Below are 16,641 nucleotides of genomic sequence, written 5' to 3'. Positions count from 1 at the left end.
CACGTTGCCTAAGGAACAGGGGTCGCTAAGGTCGGGGTCACCTGAAATTTTAGGAGACGCCCATGCGTTTCGCCCCTCTCGTCGCCATCGCCGCCTTGACGGCCGTGGCCACTCCGGTTCTGGCCCTGACGCCTCCGACCGCATCCGCCCAGGCCGCCGCGCCCGCCCTGCGCGCCGCGCCGGTGTCGGAACTGGTCCGCGAAGTGGACATCCCCTACACTAAGTTCACCCTGCCCAACGGCCTGACCGTTCTGGTGCATGAGGATCACAAGGCCCCGGTGGTGGCGGTGTCGGTGTGGTACAACGTCGGCTCCAAGGACGAACCGGCCGGCAAGACCGGCTTCGCCCACCTGTTCGAGCATCTGATGTTCGGCGGCTCCGAGAATGCGCCCGGCAGCTATTTCACCCCGATGCGCAACATGGGCGCGACGGACATGAACGGCACGACCTGGTTCGACCGCACCAACTATTTCGAGACCGTCCCCACCCCGGCGCTGGAACAGGCCCTGTTCCTGGAAAGCGACCGCATGGGCTACATGCTGGGCGCCATCAGCCAGGAGACGCTCGATCTGCAGCGCGGCGTCGTCCAGAACGAGAAACGCCAGGGCGACAACCAGCCCTATGGCCTGTTCGAATACGCCCAGCTGGAAGCCCTCTTCCCCGACGGCCATCCCTATCGCCACTCGACCATCGGTTCGATGGCCGATCTGGACGCCGCCTCGATGCAGACGGTGCGCGACTGGTTCCGCTCCAACTACGGCCCCAACAACTCGATCCTGGTGCTGGCGGGCGACATCACGCCCGAAAAGGCGCGCGAGCTGACGCAGAAGTATTTCGGCCCCATTCCTGCGGGTCCGGTCAACAATCCGGCCCAGGCCGCCGTGCCGACCCTGCCCGCGCCGGTGCGCCAGACCATGCATGACCGGGTATCCAACACCCGCATCAACATCAGCTGGGCCGTGCCCGGCCTGACCGACCCCGATCTGGTGCCGCTGAGCGTCGGCGCATCGGTTCTGGGCGGCCTGGCCAGCTCGCGTCTGGACAACGAACTGGTGCGCGGCGACCAGACCGCCGTCGCGGTCAGCTCCAGCGTCTCCGACTTCCAGCGCGTCAGCATCTTCGACATCCAGGCCGATGTGAAGCCGGGCGAAGACCCCGCCGCCGTCGAACAGCGCATCCTGGGCATCCTGAACGGCCTGATCGCCAACGGTCCGACCCAGGACGAGATCAACCGCGTCGCGACCCAGTATCTCGCCAACCGCATCAAGGGCCTGGAGCAGGTCGGCGGCTTCGGCGGCAAGGCCGTCGCCCTGGCCGAAGGTCAGCTCTACGCAGGCGATCCAGAGTTCTACAAGAAGACCCTGGCGGCCTACGCCTCGGTCACCCCGGCCCAGGTCCAGGCCGCGCTGCAGAAATGGCTGACCCGTCCGTCCTTCACCGCCGTGACCCTGCCGGGCGAGCGTGAAGCCTATGTCGAGGCCGCCGCGGCGCCGTCAGGCGCCAACCACACGCCCGCCCCACCCATCGAGCGGGTGGCGCGCATGGCCAAGCCTGAAATCGGCCAGGTCGCCAACATCGACTTCCCCGCCGTACAGCGCACCGAACTGGTGAACGGCACGGAGGTGATCTACGCCCAGCGCGCCGCCGTGCCGACGACCAAGATCGCCGTGGAGTTCGATGCGGGTCTGGCCGCCGACGCCCCCTCCAAGCTGGGCCTGCAAAGCCTGATGCTGGACCTGATGGACGAGGGCACCCGCACCCTGAACGCCACCCAGCTGGCCGAGGCCCAGGAAGCCCTGGGCGCCCGCATCTCGACCGGCGCCAGCATGGACCGTTCGGTGATCTCCCTGGACGCCCTGTCGCCCAACCTGGACGCCTCGGTCGCCCTGCTGGCCGATGTGATCCGCCGCCCGGCCCTGGCCCCGGCGGAGCTGGAGCGGCTGCGCGCCACCCGTCTGGCCCAGATCGCGGCGGAACGCACCCAGCCCGCCGCCCTGGCCAACCGCGCCCTGCCTGAACTGATCTATGGCGCGGCCAGCCCCTATGGCCGTCCGTTCAGCGGCAATGGCGACGAGGCCAGCATCCGCTCGATCACCGAGGCCGACATCCGCACCGAATACGCCAAGTGGATCCGCCCGGACAGCGCCAAGATCTTCGTGGTTTCGGACAAGCCGCTGGCGGATATCCTGCCGGTCCTAAACGCCCAGCTGGGCCAGTGGGTCCCGCCCGCATCGGCCAAGCCGGTCAAGGACTTCTCGGCCCCGATCCCGGCGACCACGGCGCGTATCGTGCTGATCGACCGTCCGCAGTCGCCCCAGTCCTATATCCTGGGCGGCGAGGTTCTTGCGGCCTCGGGCACCGACGACCTGCTGGTCCTGAACGCGGCCAACAATGTGCTGGGCAACGACTTCCTGTCCCGCATCAACACGGACCTGCGTGAGACCAAGAGCTGGTCGTACGGCGTTAACGCCTCGGTCGCAGGCTTCCGCGGCCGCGTGCCCTATCTGGTCACCGCCCCGGTGCAGGCCGACAAGACCGGGCCCGCCATTGAAGCCTTGAACCAGCAGTTCAACGACTTCCTGAAGGGCGGAAAGGGCGTCACCCCAGACGAACTGCAGCGCACGATCAACGGCAATACGCGTCGTCTGGCGGGCAGCTATGAGACCTCCGGCGCGGTGCTGAGCGCCCTGCGCTCCAACGACCTGCTGGGCCGCCCGGACAACTATCCGGAAACGGTGGCGGCGCGCACCAACGCCCTGACGACGGCCCAGCTGGACGCCGCCGCCAAGGCCGCGATCGATCCGTCGCGCTTCGTCTGGGTGGTCGTGGGCGACGCCTCGGTGGTCAAGCCTCAGCTGGACGCCCTGGGCATCCCGGTCGAGGTGCGGGCCGCAGCGACGCAATAAGACCGCTCACAACCAGAACGACGAAGGCCCGGAGATCGCTCTCCGGGCCTTTTTCGTATTCCCGCCTGTCCTCTTCGGGACGACCCCGAGGATGACGAAATCAGTCCAGCGTCGCGCCGGTGGTGCGCATGATCTCGGCGCGCAGTTCGGGAAGGCCCAGCCCTTTCTCGGATGAGGTCAGGGCCACCACCGGGAAGGCGGCGGGGCGTTTGGAGATGGCCTTCAGCGTGGCCTCCTGAACCTTTTCGCCCTCGCCCTTCTTCAGCTTATCGGCCTTGGTCAGGACGATCTGATAGCTGACGGCGGCCAGGTCCAGCGCGTCCAGCGCCTCGGCGTCGACGCTCTTGAGGCCGTGACGGCTGTCGATCAGCAGATAGACGCGCTTCAGCGTCACCCGGCCGCGCAAATAGTCGCGGCCCAGGTCCTGGAACTTCTTGACCGTGGTCTTGGACGCCTTGGCCCAGCCATAGCCGGGCAGGTCGACCAGACGCAGCCTTCCGTCCAGATCGAAGAAGTTGACCTCGCGCGTGCGGCCCGGCTCGTTGGAGGCGCGGGCCAGCTTGTGCATGCCCACCAGACCGTTGATCAGGCTGGATTTGCCCACGTTGGAACGGCCCGCAAAGGCGATTTCCGGCAGGTCGGGATCAGGCAGCTGCTCGATCTTGGCCGCGCCCATGATGAAGGTCGCGGGCCGCGCGAACAGGATGCGCGCGGCCTCGATGTCTTCGGGCGTGAAGTCGGTTTCGTCGGTCACGCGGGCTTCGGTTTCTTGAACCGGGCGATGAAGCTGTCGATGGGGTTTTCTGCCTTGTAGCGGTGCATGATGACGTACTGCTGCAGGATGGTCAGGATGTTCGACCAGGCCCAGTAGACCAGCAGGCCCGCCGCGAACGGCGCCATGATGAAGGTGAAGATCAGCGGCATGAACTGGAAGATCTGGCGCTGGACCGGATCGGCCGCCGGCGGGTTCATCGCCGTCTGCAGCCACATGGTCAGACCATAGGCGATGGCCAGCAGGCCCAGGTGCAGCGGACCGGCCAGCAGGCCGCCGATCAGGGGCGCCGCCGCCGGATCCCACGGGATCAGGCCGAACAGGTTCCAGATCGACGACGGGTCACGCGCCGAAAGGTCGTGGATGAAGCCCAGGAACGGCTGGTGACGCATTTCGATGGTCACCGTCAGCACCTTGTACAGAGCGTAGAAGACCGGGATCTGCAGCAGGAGCGGAAGACAACCGGCGACCGGGTTGATCTTCTCGTTCTTGTACAGGGCCATCGTCTCCTGTTGCTGCTTCTGCGGATCGTCTTTGAAGCGCTTCTTGATCTCCTCCATCTTGGGCTGGAGGTTCCGCATCTTGGACATGCTGGCGTAGGCGTTGTTGGCCAGCGGGAACATGACCAGCTTGACGATGACCGTCAGGGCCAGAATCGCGATGCCGAAGCTGCCGACCACCGCATAGACGTTCTCCAGGATCCAGAAGATCGGACGCGTCAGGAACCAGAACATGCCCCAGTCGATCGCATAGACGAAGCGCGGCAGGTGCAGGCTGTCCTCATAGGTCTTCAGGACCTCGGCGCGCTTGACCCCGGCGAACAGGCGCTGGGTCTCGGTCGCGGTCGCGCCCGGCTGGATGGTGCGGGTCGCGCCAAGCACATTGGCTTCCAGCTGCTGGCCGCCATTGACGTCACGGACGCGGAATTCGGTTTCGACCGCCTCGTCCTGCTGAGGCAGCAGGGCCGCCAGCCAGTATTTGTCGGTGATGCCCAGCCAGCCGCCCGTCGAGGCGTTGGCGATGCGCGGCTCTTTCAGCCAGTCCTTGTACTTCTTCTGCTCGGTGCGATAGGCGCCGGGCTTGCCGAAGGTGCCGATCGCGCCCTCGTGGACGATGTGCGACGAACCAGCTGCGGGCGGCACGCCCTGACGCTGGACGCTGCCGTACGGGGCGATGGTGATGGCCTGGGTTCCCAGGTTCTGAACCGTGTCCTGGATCGAGAAGACGTATTTGTCGTCAACCGACACCACGCGGGTGAAGCGCAGACCCTGCTCATTATCCCAGGTCAGGGTGACCGGGGTGGTCGGCGTCAGGGTGGCGCCATTGGTCAGACGCCAGACCGTGTTGGGGCCGGGGACGCCGCCCGCGACATTGGGGCCGGTCCAGCCGAACTGGGCGAAATAGGCGTTCTGCATCCCTTGCGGGCGGAACAGCTCGACCGGCTCGGGCTTGTCCTGGGTTTCTTTGTAGTCGGTCAGGAACAGGTCATCGATGCGCGCGCCCTGCAGCGACAGCGAACCCTTCAGGGTGCCCGACTGGATCGGCACGCGCGCCGCCGTCGCCAGGGCCTGGCCCCGGTCGGCGACATAGGTCGAGCCTACGGGGCTCTGGCTGGTCTGACCGGCGTTGATGTCGGTCTGGGTCTTCTGCTCGGCCTGCGCCTGCTGAATGACAGCGCGGCGTTCGGCCTGCGGGCGCAGGACGGTCAGCCAGTAGATCCCCAGGATCAATACCGAGCACACGATGAAGATGATCGTGTTGCGCGAATTCTCGTTTTTCATGGATTCTGGCGGTCCTGGCCGGAAGGGGCGCGGGCGTTGGAAGGCCGATCAGCCTTAGGTGTCGCCAGCCTTGTAAGCGTCGTTTTCACGTCGTCAAGCAAACGGTCCCACGCACGCTCCGTCGTGCCCATGCGGGCGATGAAGACATAGTCGCTTCCGGGCACGCCGTGGGCGGCGAGCATGGCGCGCGCAGCCTCGCGCAGACGGCGTTTGGCGCGGTTGCGAACCACGGCCCCGCCGACCTTGCGGGTGGCGGTGAACCCCAGGCCGATGTGCGACGAACCGTCGCCGCGCTCCAGCCTCTGGATCACCACGGCGCCGCGCGCCTCGGAAACGCCTTTGGCGGCCGCCAGAAACTGGGGCCGCCGCAACAGACGTTTGATCTGTAAAGGGTCGCTCATGCGTCCAGATGTGCGGACGCGGAGCCGCTTACGCCGTCAGGCGCTTGCGGCCCTTGGCGCGACGGCGCGCAACAATCTTCTGGCCGTTCTTGGTGGCCATCCGGCTGCGGAAGCCGTGACGGCGCTTGCGCACGAGTCGCGACGGCTGATAGGTCCGCTTCACGGTCGGCTCCTGACGTTAAAGGGTTGGGCGGCGGGGCAAGAGGCGTCCGTCGCAGGAAGGGCGGGCGTATAAGTCGCCTGTCCGGATGAGTCAACGCTCTGTGGATAGACATTTCGAGGATGACGGCCTGATGGCGAAAAGAACGGCGAAGGAATGGGGCCTGCGGCTGGCGCCGCTCGTGGCCATCGCCGCGCTTGTGGTCCTGTTCTTCGCCATGGGCTGGAACCGCTATCTGTCGATGGAGATGATCCGCGAGCACGGCCTGGGCCTGCAGGCCTATGCCCGCGACCACTGGTGGATCGCCCTGATCGGCTTTATCGCCGTCTATGCCCTGGCCACCGCCTCGACCATTCCAGGGCCTGTCTTCCTGACCCTGCTGGGCGGCATGATGTTCGGCCCCTATGTCGGGGCGTTGGCGCAATCGACGGGCGCCACCATCGGGTCGGTCGTCATCTACTGCATCTACCGCACCTCGATCGGAACCTGGCTGCGGGCCAAGTTTGCAGCGGACGCGGGCTTCATGGACCGGCTGGCCAAGGGCATCGACCGCAACGCCTTCACCACCCTGTTCACCCTGCGCGTCATTCCCAGCGTGCCCTTTGTGCTGGTCAACGCCACGGCGGGCATGATGGCGGTGCCGCTGCGGCCCTATGTCATCGCCACCTTCATCGGCCTATTGCCGTCGACCTTCATCTACACCTGGATCGGATCGCAGCTGGGCGACCTGTTGCGCGCGGGCGTGCGCCCTGACCTGCCCATGCTGGTGCATGAGTTCTTCTGGCCTCTGATGGGCGTGGTCTTCCTGTCCCTGCTGCTGCCCATCGGCATCAAACTGTTTCAGATGGCCCGCGCGCGCCGTGCGACAGACGCGGCGGCCGCATGAGCGCCCTGTTCGACAGATTGGCGGCGCGGCTGAAGCTTTCGCCCGAGACGACCGAGGCCTGGCGCGAGCGGCTGCGCCCCCGCGCGCCCGACGGCCTGTCGGCGCGGCTGCTTTTGCTGACCGTGGCCTTCACCTTTGCGGTCGAAGGACTGATCATGGCCCCCAACCTGGCGGCCTTCCACGAGCGTTGGCTGCAGGATCGTCTGCAGGCCGCCGAACTGGCCTCGGTCGGGGTCGAGGCCCTGCCCTATTCTGCGGTCGAGGACGACACCGCCGCCGAGCTGATGCGGATCGGCGGGGTCCAGGCCGTGGCCCTGACGGAACAGGGGGTGCGGCGCCTGCTGCTGCAGGCCCCCAACCTGCCCCGCGCGCCCGAACTGATCGACCTGAGGCGCGAGAACACCTGGTCGCGCCTGATCGACCCGTGGCGCACCCTGTTCGGCCACCCGGACCGCTCGCTGCGGGTGCAGGCCAAGCCGCGCTATCGCTCCGGCGACTTCATCGAGATCGTGACCCCGGCCCAGCCGCTGAAACTGGAGCTGAAGGCCTTTCTGCTGAACAGTCTTCTGGTGTCCCTGCTGATTTCGGCGACGGCGGGCGCCCTGTTGTACGGCGGCCTGACCCTGCTGGTGCTGCGCCCCTTACGCCGCGTGACCCGGTCGATGGAGCGGTTCGCCGTCGATCCTGAAAGCGCGGGCGAAACCCCGTCCGACCGCCACGACGAGATCGGCCGGGTCGAACGCGAACTGGCGCGGATGCAGGAAGAGGTGCGCCAGTCCCTGCGCTCACGCGCCCGTCTGGTCGCCCTGGGCGAGGCGGTGGCCAAGATCAATCACGACCTGCGCAACATGCTGACTTCGGCCCAGATGGCGTCCGAGCGTCTGGCGACCTCCGCCGACCCGCAGGTGGCCAAGGCCCTGCCGCGTCTGGAGCGCGCCCTGAGCCGCGCCGCCAACCTGTCGCGCAATGTGCTGGAGTACGGCAAGAGCGAAGAGCCCCCGGCGCAGAAGACCCGCGTGCCCCTGAACGCCGCCCTGACCCTGGCCGCCGAGGATGCAGGCCTGGCTCCCGACGGGGTGAAGCTGGTCAAGCAACTGGCCCCGCGTTTCGCCGTCGAGGCCGACCCGGACCAGCTCTATCGCATTCTGGTCAATCTGATGCGCAACGCCCGTCAGGCCATTGAGGCCGATCCGGCGCGCGCGCCCGAGCAGCGCGGCAAGGGCGTCATCACCGTCAGCGCCTTCGCCGAGGACGGCTTCTGGGTGATCCGCATCGCCGATGACGGCCCCGGCATTCCGCCGCGGCTGGCGCAGCGCCTGTTCGAACCCTTCGTCAGTTCGAAGGCGTCAGACGGCACCGGCCTGGGCCTGACCATCTCACGCGAGCTGGCGGCCCTGCACGGCGGCGATCTGCGGCTGGTGAACAGCGATGGGGCCGGCGCGGTCTTTGAGCTGCGCCTGCCGCCTGAGGCCTATTCCAGGCCGTCTTCCGACACCACGAAGGGCGCGCCGGTCTTCTTGGCCGCCGCCGCCAGTTCATCCTGCACCAGATGCCAGCGCCGCAGCCGCTCATAGTTGATGACGTGTTCCGGCGACGCGTCCAGCCAGTGGCGGAAATCTTCGATCTGCAGCCGGGCGTTCGGCGCATTCGGGTCCGGCATGGCAGGCACGTTCGGCAACTGGCGCGCGACATCGGCGGGGATCGGATAGTCGCCGGACGAGGTGGCTAGGATCATGGCTCTGCTCAGGTGCGGATGGCGTCAGGGGGCGACCATGCCGCGAACCTGGGCCGTGCGCCACCTTTTCGTCAGACAGACGTTGTTGCAGTCAAAGCGGCTTATGGCCAAGGTCGGCCAGCCTCGCCTCGATCCCCGGAGAGTCAGATGATGCTCAACTTCCTGCCCGCCCTGACCCTGGCCGCCGCCCTGACAGCCGGTCCGGCCCTGGCCCAGACCTCGCCCCAGACCTCACAGGCTCCACAACCTGCGCCCTATGTTTCGCCTGACGGCTATCGCGACCAGCGCCCCCTGCCGACGCTCGATCCCAATGATCCGAAATCGCGTGACGCCTGGCTGCAGGCGCGAGGCGAGGCTTATCGCCGGGCGCCGGATTCAGCCCAGACCGAGCAGGAGCTGCGCACCACCCAGGCCCTGAACGACGAGATCGCCGCCCAGAACGCCCTGGCCGACAAGGCGGACGAAGCCGCGCGCCTGGACCACGACGCCGCCGTCGCCCGCTATCAGGTCGAACTGCGCCAGACCCAGGAGCGCGCCCGCGCCGAGGCCGAGGCCACCCGCGCCGCCCAGAACCAGTATGACCGCGACTACGCCGCCTGGCGGGATCAGGTTCAACGCTGCCAGTCCGGCGACCGCTCGGCCTGCGCGGCGCCTGCGCCGCGCCCGCGTTAGGCGCTCTTGCCCTTCATCTCCGCGATCAGGGCGTCATCGATCTCGCGCGCCCGGATGGCGGCGGGACGGCTGCTCAGGCGCGCGGCATAGGCCTGGAACGACGGGCGTTCCGGCAGGGTCTTGAACATCAGGCCCCAGACGATCTGGCTGCCGACATAGACATCGGCGGCGGTGAACTGCTCGCCCAGCAGCCACGGGCCGTCGCCCAAGGCCGTCTCCAGCCCGTCCACCATATGATCGAAGGTGCCATAGCCCACGGCCCGCGCCTTCTCCTCGGGCGGCAAAAGCCCCATCGAACGCGCCGTCACCGCCGCCTCGACCGGACCGGCGGCGAAGAACATCCAGCGATAATAGGGGCCGCGCAGAGGATCGGTGGGCGCAGGCGCCAAACCCGCTTCAGGAAAGGCGTCGGCCAGATAGGCGCAGACGGCGGCGCATTCAGTCACCGTGACGCCGCGATGGGTGAGCGTCGGCACCTTGCCCATCGGATTGAGCGCCAGATAGTCCGGCGCCTTCATCGTGGTGGCGAAGTCCAGCACCACCGTGCGGTAGGGTTGGCCCACCTCCTCCAGCATCCAGCGGGCGATGCGCCCGCGCGACATGGGGTTGGTGTAGAAGACGATCTCTTCGCTCATGGCGCGCTCTCTCTTTGCAGGGAGAGCTTACGCCTGAATGCAGATCAAGGTCAGCCCGCGACCAGGCTCATGTCGCGACGGGCCATCATGCGGTCGAACTCGGTCCAGACGCCGTCGGCGCCGTGCCAGCTGCCTTGCGTCGCCGCCTTGGAATATTCGGTGGCGCGCGCCTCGAAGAAGTTGGCGTGTTCGACGCCCGACAGCAGCGACTGCAGCCACGGCAGCGGGTTTTCCGTCACGCCATAGACTTCCGGCAGCTTCAGCTGACGCAGGCGCCAGTCGGCGATGAAGCGGATGTACTGTTTGATGTCCTCGGGCGTCATGCCCTGGACCGAGCCCATCTCGAAGGCCAGGTCGATGAACTTGTCCTCCATGTTCACCACGGTCTTGCAGCAGTCGACGATGTCATCCGCCACCGAGGGGGTCACCGCGCCCGTCTCCTGATTGAAGGCGTGGTACAGCTTGATGATGCCCTCGCAGTGCAGGCTTTCGTCGCGCACCGACCAGGACACGATCTGGCCCATGCCCTTCATCTTGTTCTGACGCGGGAAGTTCATCAGCATGGCGAAGCTGGCGAACAGCTGAACCCCTTCCGAGAAGCCGCCGAACATGGCCAGGGTCCGGCAGATGTCGGCGTCGCTGTCGACCCCGAACTGGCCCATGTAGTCGTGCTTGTCCCGCATGGCCTCGTATTCCATGAAGGCGCCGAACTCGCTTTCCGGCATGCCGATGGTTTCCAGCAGCAGGGCGTAGGCTGCGATATGGATGGTCTCCATATTGCCGAAGGCGGCCAGCATCATCTTCACTTCGGTCGGTTTGAACACCCGACCGTAACGTTCCATGTAGTTGTCCTGAACCTCGATGTCCGCCTGGGTGAAGAAGCGGAAGATCTGGGTCAGCAGGTTGCGTTCGCCGTCGTTCAGGGTCGAGGCCCAGTCCTTGACGTCCTCGCCCAGCGGCACCTCTTCGGGCATCCAGTGGACCTGCTGCTGCTTCTTCCACATGTCGAACGCCCACGGATAGCGGAACGGCTTGTAGGCGGCGGACGGGGTCAGAAGACCGGCGCGTTCGGGAAGGATGATCGAAGAGGGAGCGTTCATCGGACGGGGACCTGAAAGCATTACCGGAGAGGCGCCAACAATGCGGCGCATCGCCCCCGGCGCCAAGCCGTAAATCACCTATGTTGCGATCACATTTTTCATGACCGCTATATGTAGTGGTTCCGCCTCAGGAAATTGGGGAGGGAGCTGGGGATGGATTTTCGTCCAAAAGCCAGGCTGGCCGCAACTCGTCTCGTCATTCCGGGGCTGAGCGAAGCGAAGAACCCGGAACCCAGGACCACATTCACACCGCTGAATGCATTCGACGCCGGATGCATGCCTCCTGGGTTCCGGGTTCGTCCTGCGGACGCCCCGGAATGACGACTCCAACTGAATGTCGATTGAACCTAGTCCAGATGCGCCCAGGACCAGTCGCCGCGCTTCTCCACCGTCGTGGGCATTCCGAACAGGTCCGACAGGACCGGGCCGGTCAGCAGGTCCGATTTGGGCCCGTCGCTCAGCACCTGTGCGTCGCGCAGCAGGACCAGATGATCGATCTCGGGCAGGATCTCCTCGACGTGGTGGGTGACCAGCACCAGGGTCACGCCCGAGCGGGCCACGTCGCGCAAAGCCTCCAGGAACTGGCGGCGGGTGGCGGGGTCCAGACCGGCGCAGGGTTCGTCCAGCAGCAGGGCGCGCGGACGGTGGACCAGGGCGCGGGCGATCAGGACGCGGCGCGCCTCGCCCGTCGACAGGGTCGCCATCTGGCGCCCGATCAGATGGGTGACGCCCATCCGCTCCAGCGCCTCGCGCGACGCCTGGCGCATGGCCTCGGTGACGGCGTGGTTCCAGACCCCCCGCGCGGCGAAGAAGCCGGACACTACCGCGTCGAACACCTCCAGCGCCTCTTCGCCGGCATAGTCGGTCTGGATGGCGGGAGAGACGACGCCCAGCAGGCTGCGCAGCTCGAACACATTCCACTGGGTCTGGCCGAAAATGCGCACGGCGCCCTGCCCGCCCGTCGGATACAGCTGGCGCGTGATCAGCTTGACCAGCGTGGACTTGCCCGCGCCGTTGCGGCCAAGAATGGCGGTGTGACGCCCCTCGGGAATGGTTAGGCTGATGTCGTCCAGCATGGGACGACCGTCGCGCACGACACTGACATGATCGATGGACAACAGGGGTTCGGTCATGACCTGAGGCCATATCCAAAAACCGTGCGGCATAAAACCGCAACGCTTGGATTTCGGCCTTAAATCAAGCCCTGTTCGGCGGCCGACCGGGTCAGCTCATCGCGGAACTGCGGCGCCGCCAGTCCGATCAGGGCGCGGGCGCGCTGGTCGGTGGACAGGCCTTTCAGGTTCACCCAGCCGTGTTCTGTGGCGACGATGTGGGTGTCGTTGCGCGGGGTGGTCACCGGCCCGTCCAGTCGGGCGACGATGCGTGAGGCCGCGCCCTTCGCCGCCGTCGAATGACAGGCGATGATCGACTTGCCCCCGTCAGAGGCATGGGCGCCGCGCACGAAATCCAGCTGGCCGCCCGCCGCCGTGAACTGTCGCCCGTTCAGGAACTCCGAACAGCAGGCGCCGGTCAGGTCGATCTGCAGGGTGGCGTTGACAGACACCATCTTGGCGTTGCGGGCGATCACCGCCGGGTCGTTCACATAGGAGACGGGATGCGCCTCCATCCCGCGATTGCCGTCCAGAAAGTCATAGGTGTTGCGGTCGCCCATGGCGAAGGTGAAGACCCCCACGCCGGGGTGCAGCGTCTTGCGGCTGTGGTCCGCCACCCCCGCCTGCATCAGCTCCACCAGCCCCGGCGTCAGCATCTCGGTATGGACGCCCAGATGTTTATGACCGCGCAAGGCGTCGCATACGGCGTCGGGCAGGGCGCCGATGCCCATCTGCAATGTGGCGCCGTCCTCGATCAGACCGGCGATGATACCGCCGATGATCAGGTCGTTGGGCTGGGGCTCGGCTTTGGGAACCTCCACCAAAGGCGCCGCGTGCTCGACCACCGCCGCGACCTTCGAGACATGGATCGTGCAGTCGCCGAACACGCGCGGCATGTTCGGATTGACCTCGACGATCACCGTGCGAGCCGTCTGCGACACCGGCTTGGCGTAGTCGGTGTTGGTGCCGAAGGAGAAGAAGCCGTCCTCATCCATTGGCGACACGGTGCAGACCAGGGCGTCCATCCCGACCTCGTCGCACAACAGGCGCGGCGACTGCTGGAAGCCGGTGGGGATGAAACGGACCGGGTTCGGCCTGCCCTCCTCGAAGGCGCGCTGCTCCAGCTTTCGCTCGATGGCGCTGTGAAACAGGCTCCACGGACGGATGCGGTCCATCAGTTCGTAGCGCAGCACCGTGTCCGCCGCGATCCGGCACGACAGCAGGTAATACAGATTGACGTCCTCGACCTCGCCCCGCTCGGCCCGGTCGGCGATGGCCTTCAGCACTGCAGGCGGCTGGGACACGCCCAGCCCCATGGCCACCTTGGCGCCCGATCGGATCAGGGCGGCGGCCTCATCGGCGCGCTTCAGCCGTTCGGCATAGAGGGCGGCGTGGGTCATGGCGTGTCTCTCCCGTCTGCGCCTTTGCGGCGTCTGATGGCCGACTATCCCGCGTCAGAGGCCATGACGGGGCCTAGACATTGGTCGGAGCCCTGACGGTCACGGTCCGCTCGTCCTGCAGCGCCGCGCCGTGGCCCCTCTGCACCCGCTCGACCGCATAGGCGATCAGCCACAGGACCATGGCCCAGGCGGCGCCGACGGCCCAGCCGGCGAACACGTCCGATGCCCAGTGGGCGCCCAGATAGATGCGGGTCGCCCCGACCAGCAGGGCCATCAGAATGCCCACCCCCATCACAAAGATCTTGAACCGATGACGCGGGAAGGCGCGCGTCAGCATGACGGCGACCGTCAGATAGAAGACGGTGGACAGCAGGGCGTGGCCGGAGGGGAAGCTGGCGTTGATCGTCTCCACCGCCTGCATGACGGCGGGCGGGCGTTCACGCTCGAACACCTTCTTGAGGCCTTCGCTCAGGCCCACGCCGCCCACCAGACCCAGCGGCAGCAGCAGGGACGACAGCCATTTCTTCTGGATCAGCAGGAAGACAATGACGATCAGGGCGAACAGGCCCAGCACCGATATGCCGCCCAGAGAGGTGATGTCGGCCGCCGCCTCCTTCAGCCACCACGGCCCCCAGGGACGGCCGGGATCATCGGCATAGGGCCGCATCAGCGACAGGACATGCTGATCGAACGCCTGGCCGCCAGGCTCGCGCACCTCGTCGGCGATCTGGATGAAGGCGAAGACGCCGACAGCCGCCACCAGAAAAGCGCTCAAGGCCGCCATCTCGGTGCGCGCCAATGTCAGTGCGCGTGTCAAAAAGGGACGTTGGGCGGGCGTGTTCATCGAGTTTCCAAACGGCTCCGTTTGCCGCGCGTTCCGATCACGCGTTCGTGATCGCGTGACTTGGAAGCGTCACAAGAGGTTCGCTGGCTTGCTGCCGGGCTTTGTCCCCAGTCGGCGATCATTTGTCCAAGTGATTCGCGCCCAAAGGCTGCGTCAAGTCGTTGACGGCTTATTAGGCATGTGCGCCCTATATGTGGGCTCAGGGAGCGCGACGGCCACAAGATGATGTGGTTCTGGCGCAAGTGGCTCTAGGCTCTTTTTGTTCAGGATGCAGATGACCATGGCTGGCGGCGAGGCTTTAAAGACGACCGAATTCCAAGGTGTTGCGGGGACGCAGGCGCCGGAGAAGCCGCATCTGACCGTCGTGAAATCGGTCCAGGTGGACCGTTCGCGCGACGCCCTGCTGACCGATTTCGGCAAGAAGACCCTGGAAGACCGCTACCTGCTGGCGGGCGAAAGCTATCAGGACATGTTTGCGCGGGTCTCGACCGCCTTCTCGGACGACGCCGAACACGCCCAGCGCCTTTATGACTATATGAGCCGCCTGTGGTTCATGCCCGCGACCCCCGTCCTGTCGAACGGCGGCGCCGACCGCGGCCTGCCCATCTCCTGCTTCCTGAACGCGGTGGGCGACAGCCTGGACGGCATCCAGAACGTCTGGAACGAGAACGTGGCCCTGGCCTCGAACGGCGGCGGCATCGGCACCTACTGGGGCGGCGTCCGCTCCATCGGCGAGAAGGTCAAGGGCGCGGGCAAGACCTCGGGCATCATCCCCTTCATCCGCGTGATGGACTCACTGACCCTGGCGATTTCGCAAGGGTCGCTGCGCCGCGGCTCGGCCGCCGTCTATCTGGACATCCATCACCCGGAGATCGAGGAGTTCCTTGAGATCCGCAAACCCTCGGGCGACTTCAACCGCAAGTCCCTGAACCTGCATCACGGCATCAACATCACCGACGAGTTCATGGAGGCGGTGAAGATCGGCGCCACCTTCGACCTGAAGTCGCCCAAGGACGGCGAAGTCCTGAAGACCGTCGACGCCCGCTCGCTGTGGACCAAGCTGCTCGACATCCGCATGCAGACCGGCGAGCCCTATCTGATCTTCTCGGACACGGTGAACCGCCAGATGGCGCCGCACCAGCGCGACCTGGGCCTGAAGGTCAAACAGTCGAACCTGTGCGCCGAAATCATGTTGCACACCGGCAAGGACCACCTGGGCGTGGACCGCACCGCCGTCTGCTGCCTGTCGTCCGTCAACGCCGAGACCTTCCTGGAGTGGCGCGAGGAGCCCCGCTTCATCGAGGACCTGATGCGGTTCCTGGACAATGTGCTGCAGGACTTCATCAACCGCGCCCCGCCCGCCATGGCCGCCGCCGTCTATTCAGCCAAGCGCGAGCGTTCGGTGGGCCTGGGCCTAATGGGCTTCCACTCCTTCCTGCAGGGTCAGGGCGTGGCCTTCGAAAGCGCCATGGCCAAGTCGTGGAACATGCGCCTGTTCAAGCATCTGCGCCGCGAGGCCGACAAGGCCAGCCGCACCCTGGCCGAAGAGAAGGGCCCCTGCCTGGACGCCCAGGACCGCGGCGTCATGGAGCGGTTCAGCCACAAGCTGGCCATCGCCCCGACCGCCTCGATCTCGATCATCTGTGGCGGCACCTCGGCAGGCATCGAGCCGATCCCGGCCAACATCTATACCCACAAGACCCTGTCGGGCTCGTTCGCGGTCAAGAACCCCTATCTGGAGCGCCTGCTCGACGAAAAGGGCATCAACACCGAGGCCGTGTGGAACTCGATCCTGGAGCACGAAGGCTCGGTCCAGCACATCGACGCCCTGAACGAGGACGAGAAGGGCGTGTTCAAGACCGCCTTCGAACTGGACCAGCGCTGGGTGGTCGAACTGGCCGCCGACCGCGCGCCGGAAATCTGCCAGGCCCAGTCGCTGAACCTGTTCATCCCCGGCGACGTCAACAAGTGGGACCTGCACATGCTGCACTGGTCGGCGTGGGAACGCGGGGTGAAGTCGCTGTATTATCTGCGCTCCAAGTCGGTCCAGCGCGCCGCCTTCGCGGGCGCCGAGGACAAGGCCGAGGAGGTGCTGGATCCGAACCAGCCGGACCTCTTCTCCATGCCCAAGACCGACTACGACGAGTGCCTGGCCTGCCAGTAAGGCCGACATTCAGACCCAGTTCAGGGGCCTCGCGAAAGCGGGGCCCTTTCTCTTTGGGGGAACCCTTGCCGTG

General features: G+C 66.2%; 15 protein-coding genes. 5 read left to right on the top strand and 10 right to left on the bottom strand.

Annotated elements, in window-relative coordinates:
• Positions 1-62 precede the first annotated feature (62 nt).
• Positions 63-2,906: a M16 family metallopeptidase gene (locus JKF87_RS06830; RefSeq protein WP_201098634.1), complete on the top strand. Its 2,844-nt coding sequence runs from the start codon at positions 63-65 to the stop codon at positions 2,904-2,906.
• A gap of 100 nt (positions 2,907-3,006) precedes the next feature.
• Here the strand turns inward: JKF87_RS06830 and yihA are convergent, their stop codons facing one another.
• The 4 genes from yihA to rpmH are packed head-to-tail and all read right to left on the bottom strand — an operon-like array spanning position 3,007 to position 6,023.
• The gene (gene yihA / locus JKF87_RS06825) at positions 3,007-3,660 is read right to left on the bottom strand and encodes a ribosome biogenesis GTP-binding protein YihA/YsxC (RefSeq protein ID WP_201098633.1); all 654 of its coding nucleotides are present in this window, start codon (positions 3,658-3,660) and stop codon (positions 3,007-3,009) included.
• Complete coding sequence (yidC, locus tag JKF87_RS06820; protein ID WP_201098632.1) at positions 3,657-5,459, bottom strand: membrane protein insertase YidC; 1,803 nt, start codon at positions 5,457-5,459, stop codon at positions 3,657-3,659. Before yidC ends, yihA begins: the two co-directional genes overlap by 4 nt.
• Positions 5,456-5,860, bottom strand: coding sequence for a ribonuclease P protein component (gene rnpA / locus JKF87_RS06815; RefSeq protein WP_201098631.1), 405 nt, complete (start codon positions 5,858-5,860; stop codon positions 5,456-5,458). Before rnpA ends, yidC begins: the two co-directional genes overlap by 4 nt.
• Before the next feature lie 28 nt (positions 5,861-5,888).
• Positions 5,889-6,023: a 50S ribosomal protein L34 gene (rpmH, locus tag JKF87_RS06810; RefSeq protein ID WP_003164000.1), complete on the bottom strand. Its 135-nt coding sequence runs from the start codon at positions 6,021-6,023 to the stop codon at positions 5,889-5,891.
• A gap of 130 nt (positions 6,024-6,153) precedes the next feature.
• Between rpmH and JKF87_RS06805 the strand changes: the two genes are divergently transcribed.
• Positions 6,154-6,906, top strand: coding sequence for a TVP38/TMEM64 family protein (locus JKF87_RS06805; RefSeq protein ID WP_201098630.1), 753 nt, complete (start codon positions 6,154-6,156; stop codon positions 6,904-6,906).
• Entirely contained in the window at positions 6,903-8,480 is a 1,578-nt protein-coding gene (locus JKF87_RS06800; protein WP_201098629.1) for a sensor histidine kinase, read from the top strand. The genes JKF87_RS06805 and JKF87_RS06800 overlap by 4 nt, the downstream gene beginning before the upstream one ends.
• On the opposite strand, the gene JKF87_RS06795 is transcribed toward JKF87_RS06800, so the two are convergent.
• Positions 8,378-8,641: a hypothetical protein gene (locus tag JKF87_RS06795; protein WP_201098627.1), complete on the bottom strand. Its 264-nt coding sequence runs from the start codon at positions 8,639-8,641 to the stop codon at positions 8,378-8,380. The genes JKF87_RS06800 and JKF87_RS06795 overlap by 103 nt on opposite strands.
• A 147-nt stretch (positions 8,642-8,788) precedes the next feature.
• Between JKF87_RS06795 and JKF87_RS06790 the strand changes: the two genes are divergently transcribed.
• Positions 8,789-9,313 carry a hypothetical protein gene (locus JKF87_RS06790; RefSeq protein ID WP_201098625.1) on the top strand — a complete coding sequence of 175 codons (525 nt, stop codon included), beginning with the start codon at positions 8,789-8,791 and terminating at the stop codon, positions 9,311-9,313.
• On the opposite strand, the gene JKF87_RS06785 is transcribed toward JKF87_RS06790, so the two are convergent.
• The 5 genes from JKF87_RS06785 to JKF87_RS06765 all read right to left on the bottom strand — a co-directional run bounded on the left by JKF87_RS06785 (position 9,310) and on the right by JKF87_RS06765 (position 14,344).
• A complete protein-coding gene (locus JKF87_RS06785; protein WP_201098624.1) occupies positions 9,310-9,948 on the bottom strand; it encodes a glutathione S-transferase family protein in 639 nt (212 codons plus the stop codon). The genes JKF87_RS06790 and JKF87_RS06785 overlap by 4 nt on opposite strands.
• Positions 9,949-9,998: 50 nt before the next feature.
• Positions 9,999-11,048: a ribonucleotide-diphosphate reductase subunit beta gene (locus tag JKF87_RS06780; RefSeq protein WP_201098622.1), complete on the bottom strand. Its 1,050-nt coding sequence runs from the start codon at positions 11,046-11,048 to the stop codon at positions 9,999-10,001.
• A 347-nt stretch (positions 11,049-11,395) separates the two neighbouring features.
• Entirely contained in the window at positions 11,396-12,181 is a 786-nt protein-coding gene (locus JKF87_RS06775) for an ABC transporter ATP-binding protein (RefSeq protein WP_201098620.1), read from the bottom strand.
• A gap of 59 nt (positions 12,182-12,240) precedes the next feature.
• On the bottom strand, positions 12,241-13,560 hold the full coding sequence (locus JKF87_RS06770) for an acetyl-CoA hydrolase/transferase family protein (protein ID WP_201098617.1): 1,320 nt from the start codon (positions 13,558-13,560) through the stop codon (positions 12,241-12,243).
• Between the two features lie 73 nt (positions 13,561-13,633).
• Positions 13,634-14,344: a phosphatase PAP2 family protein gene (locus JKF87_RS06765; RefSeq protein WP_236261194.1), complete on the bottom strand. Its 711-nt coding sequence runs from the start codon at positions 14,342-14,344 to the stop codon at positions 13,634-13,636.
• 334 nt (positions 14,345-14,678) lie between these two features.
• On the opposite strand from JKF87_RS06765, the gene JKF87_RS06760 reads away from it, so the two are divergent.
• Positions 14,679-16,568, top strand: a complete 1,890-nt coding sequence (locus tag JKF87_RS06760; RefSeq protein ID WP_201098613.1) for a ribonucleoside-diphosphate reductase subunit alpha — start codon at positions 14,679-14,681, stop codon at positions 16,566-16,568.
• Positions 16,569-16,641: the final 73 nt, after the last annotated feature.

The organism is Brevundimonas nasdae, assembly GCF_016654005.1.
GTDB lineage: Bacteria > Pseudomonadota > Alphaproteobacteria > Caulobacterales > Caulobacteraceae > Brevundimonas > Brevundimonas nasdae.
The sequence above is the reverse complement of the archived record's forward strand: the minus strand, read 5'-3'. Positions and strand labels throughout refer to the sequence as shown.

Coding starts and splice junctions, on each gene's coding strand:
- rnpA (WP_201098631.1), bottom strand. CDS start 5,860: ATGAGCGACCCTTTACAGATCAAACGTCTGTTGCGGCGGCCCCAGTTT.
- JKF87_RS06805 (WP_201098630.1), top strand. CDS start 6,154: ATGGCGAAAAGAACGGCGAAGGAATGGGGCCTGCGGCTGGCGCCGCTC.
- JKF87_RS06775 (WP_201098620.1), bottom strand. CDS start 12,181: ATGACCGAACCCCTGTTGTCCATCGATCATGTCAGTGTCGTGCGCGAC.
- JKF87_RS06770 (WP_201098617.1), bottom strand. CDS start 13,560: ATGACCCACGCCGCCCTCTATGCCGAACGGCTGAAGCGCGCCGATGAG.
- JKF87_RS06780 (WP_201098622.1), bottom strand. CDS start 11,048: ATGAACGCTCCCTCTTCGATCATCCTTCCCGAACGCGCCGGTCTTCTG.
- JKF87_RS06800 (WP_201098629.1), top strand. CDS start 6,903: ATGAGCGCCCTGTTCGACAGATTGGCGGCGCGGCTGAAGCTTTCGCCC.
- JKF87_RS06765 (WP_236261194.1), bottom strand. CDS start 14,344: ATGGCGGCCTTGAGCGCTTTTCTGGTGGCGGCTGTCGGCGTCTTCGCC.
- JKF87_RS06830 (WP_201098634.1), top strand. CDS start 63: ATGCGTTTCGCCCCTCTCGTCGCCATCGCCGCCTTGACGGCCGTGGCC.
- JKF87_RS06795 (WP_201098627.1), bottom strand. CDS start 8,641: ATGATCCTAGCCACCTCGTCCGGCGACTATCCGATCCCCGCCGATGTC.
- JKF87_RS06785 (WP_201098624.1), bottom strand. CDS start 9,948: ATGAGCGAAGAGATCGTCTTCTACACCAACCCCATGTCGCGCGGGCGC.
- JKF87_RS06760 (WP_201098613.1), top strand. CDS start 14,679: ATGACCATGGCTGGCGGCGAGGCTTTAAAGACGACCGAATTCCAAGGT.
- JKF87_RS06790 (WP_201098625.1), top strand. CDS start 8,789: ATGATGCTCAACTTCCTGCCCGCCCTGACCCTGGCCGCCGCCCTGACA.
- yidC (WP_201098632.1), bottom strand. CDS start 5,459: ATGAAAAACGAGAATTCGCGCAACACGATCATCTTCATCGTGTGCTCG.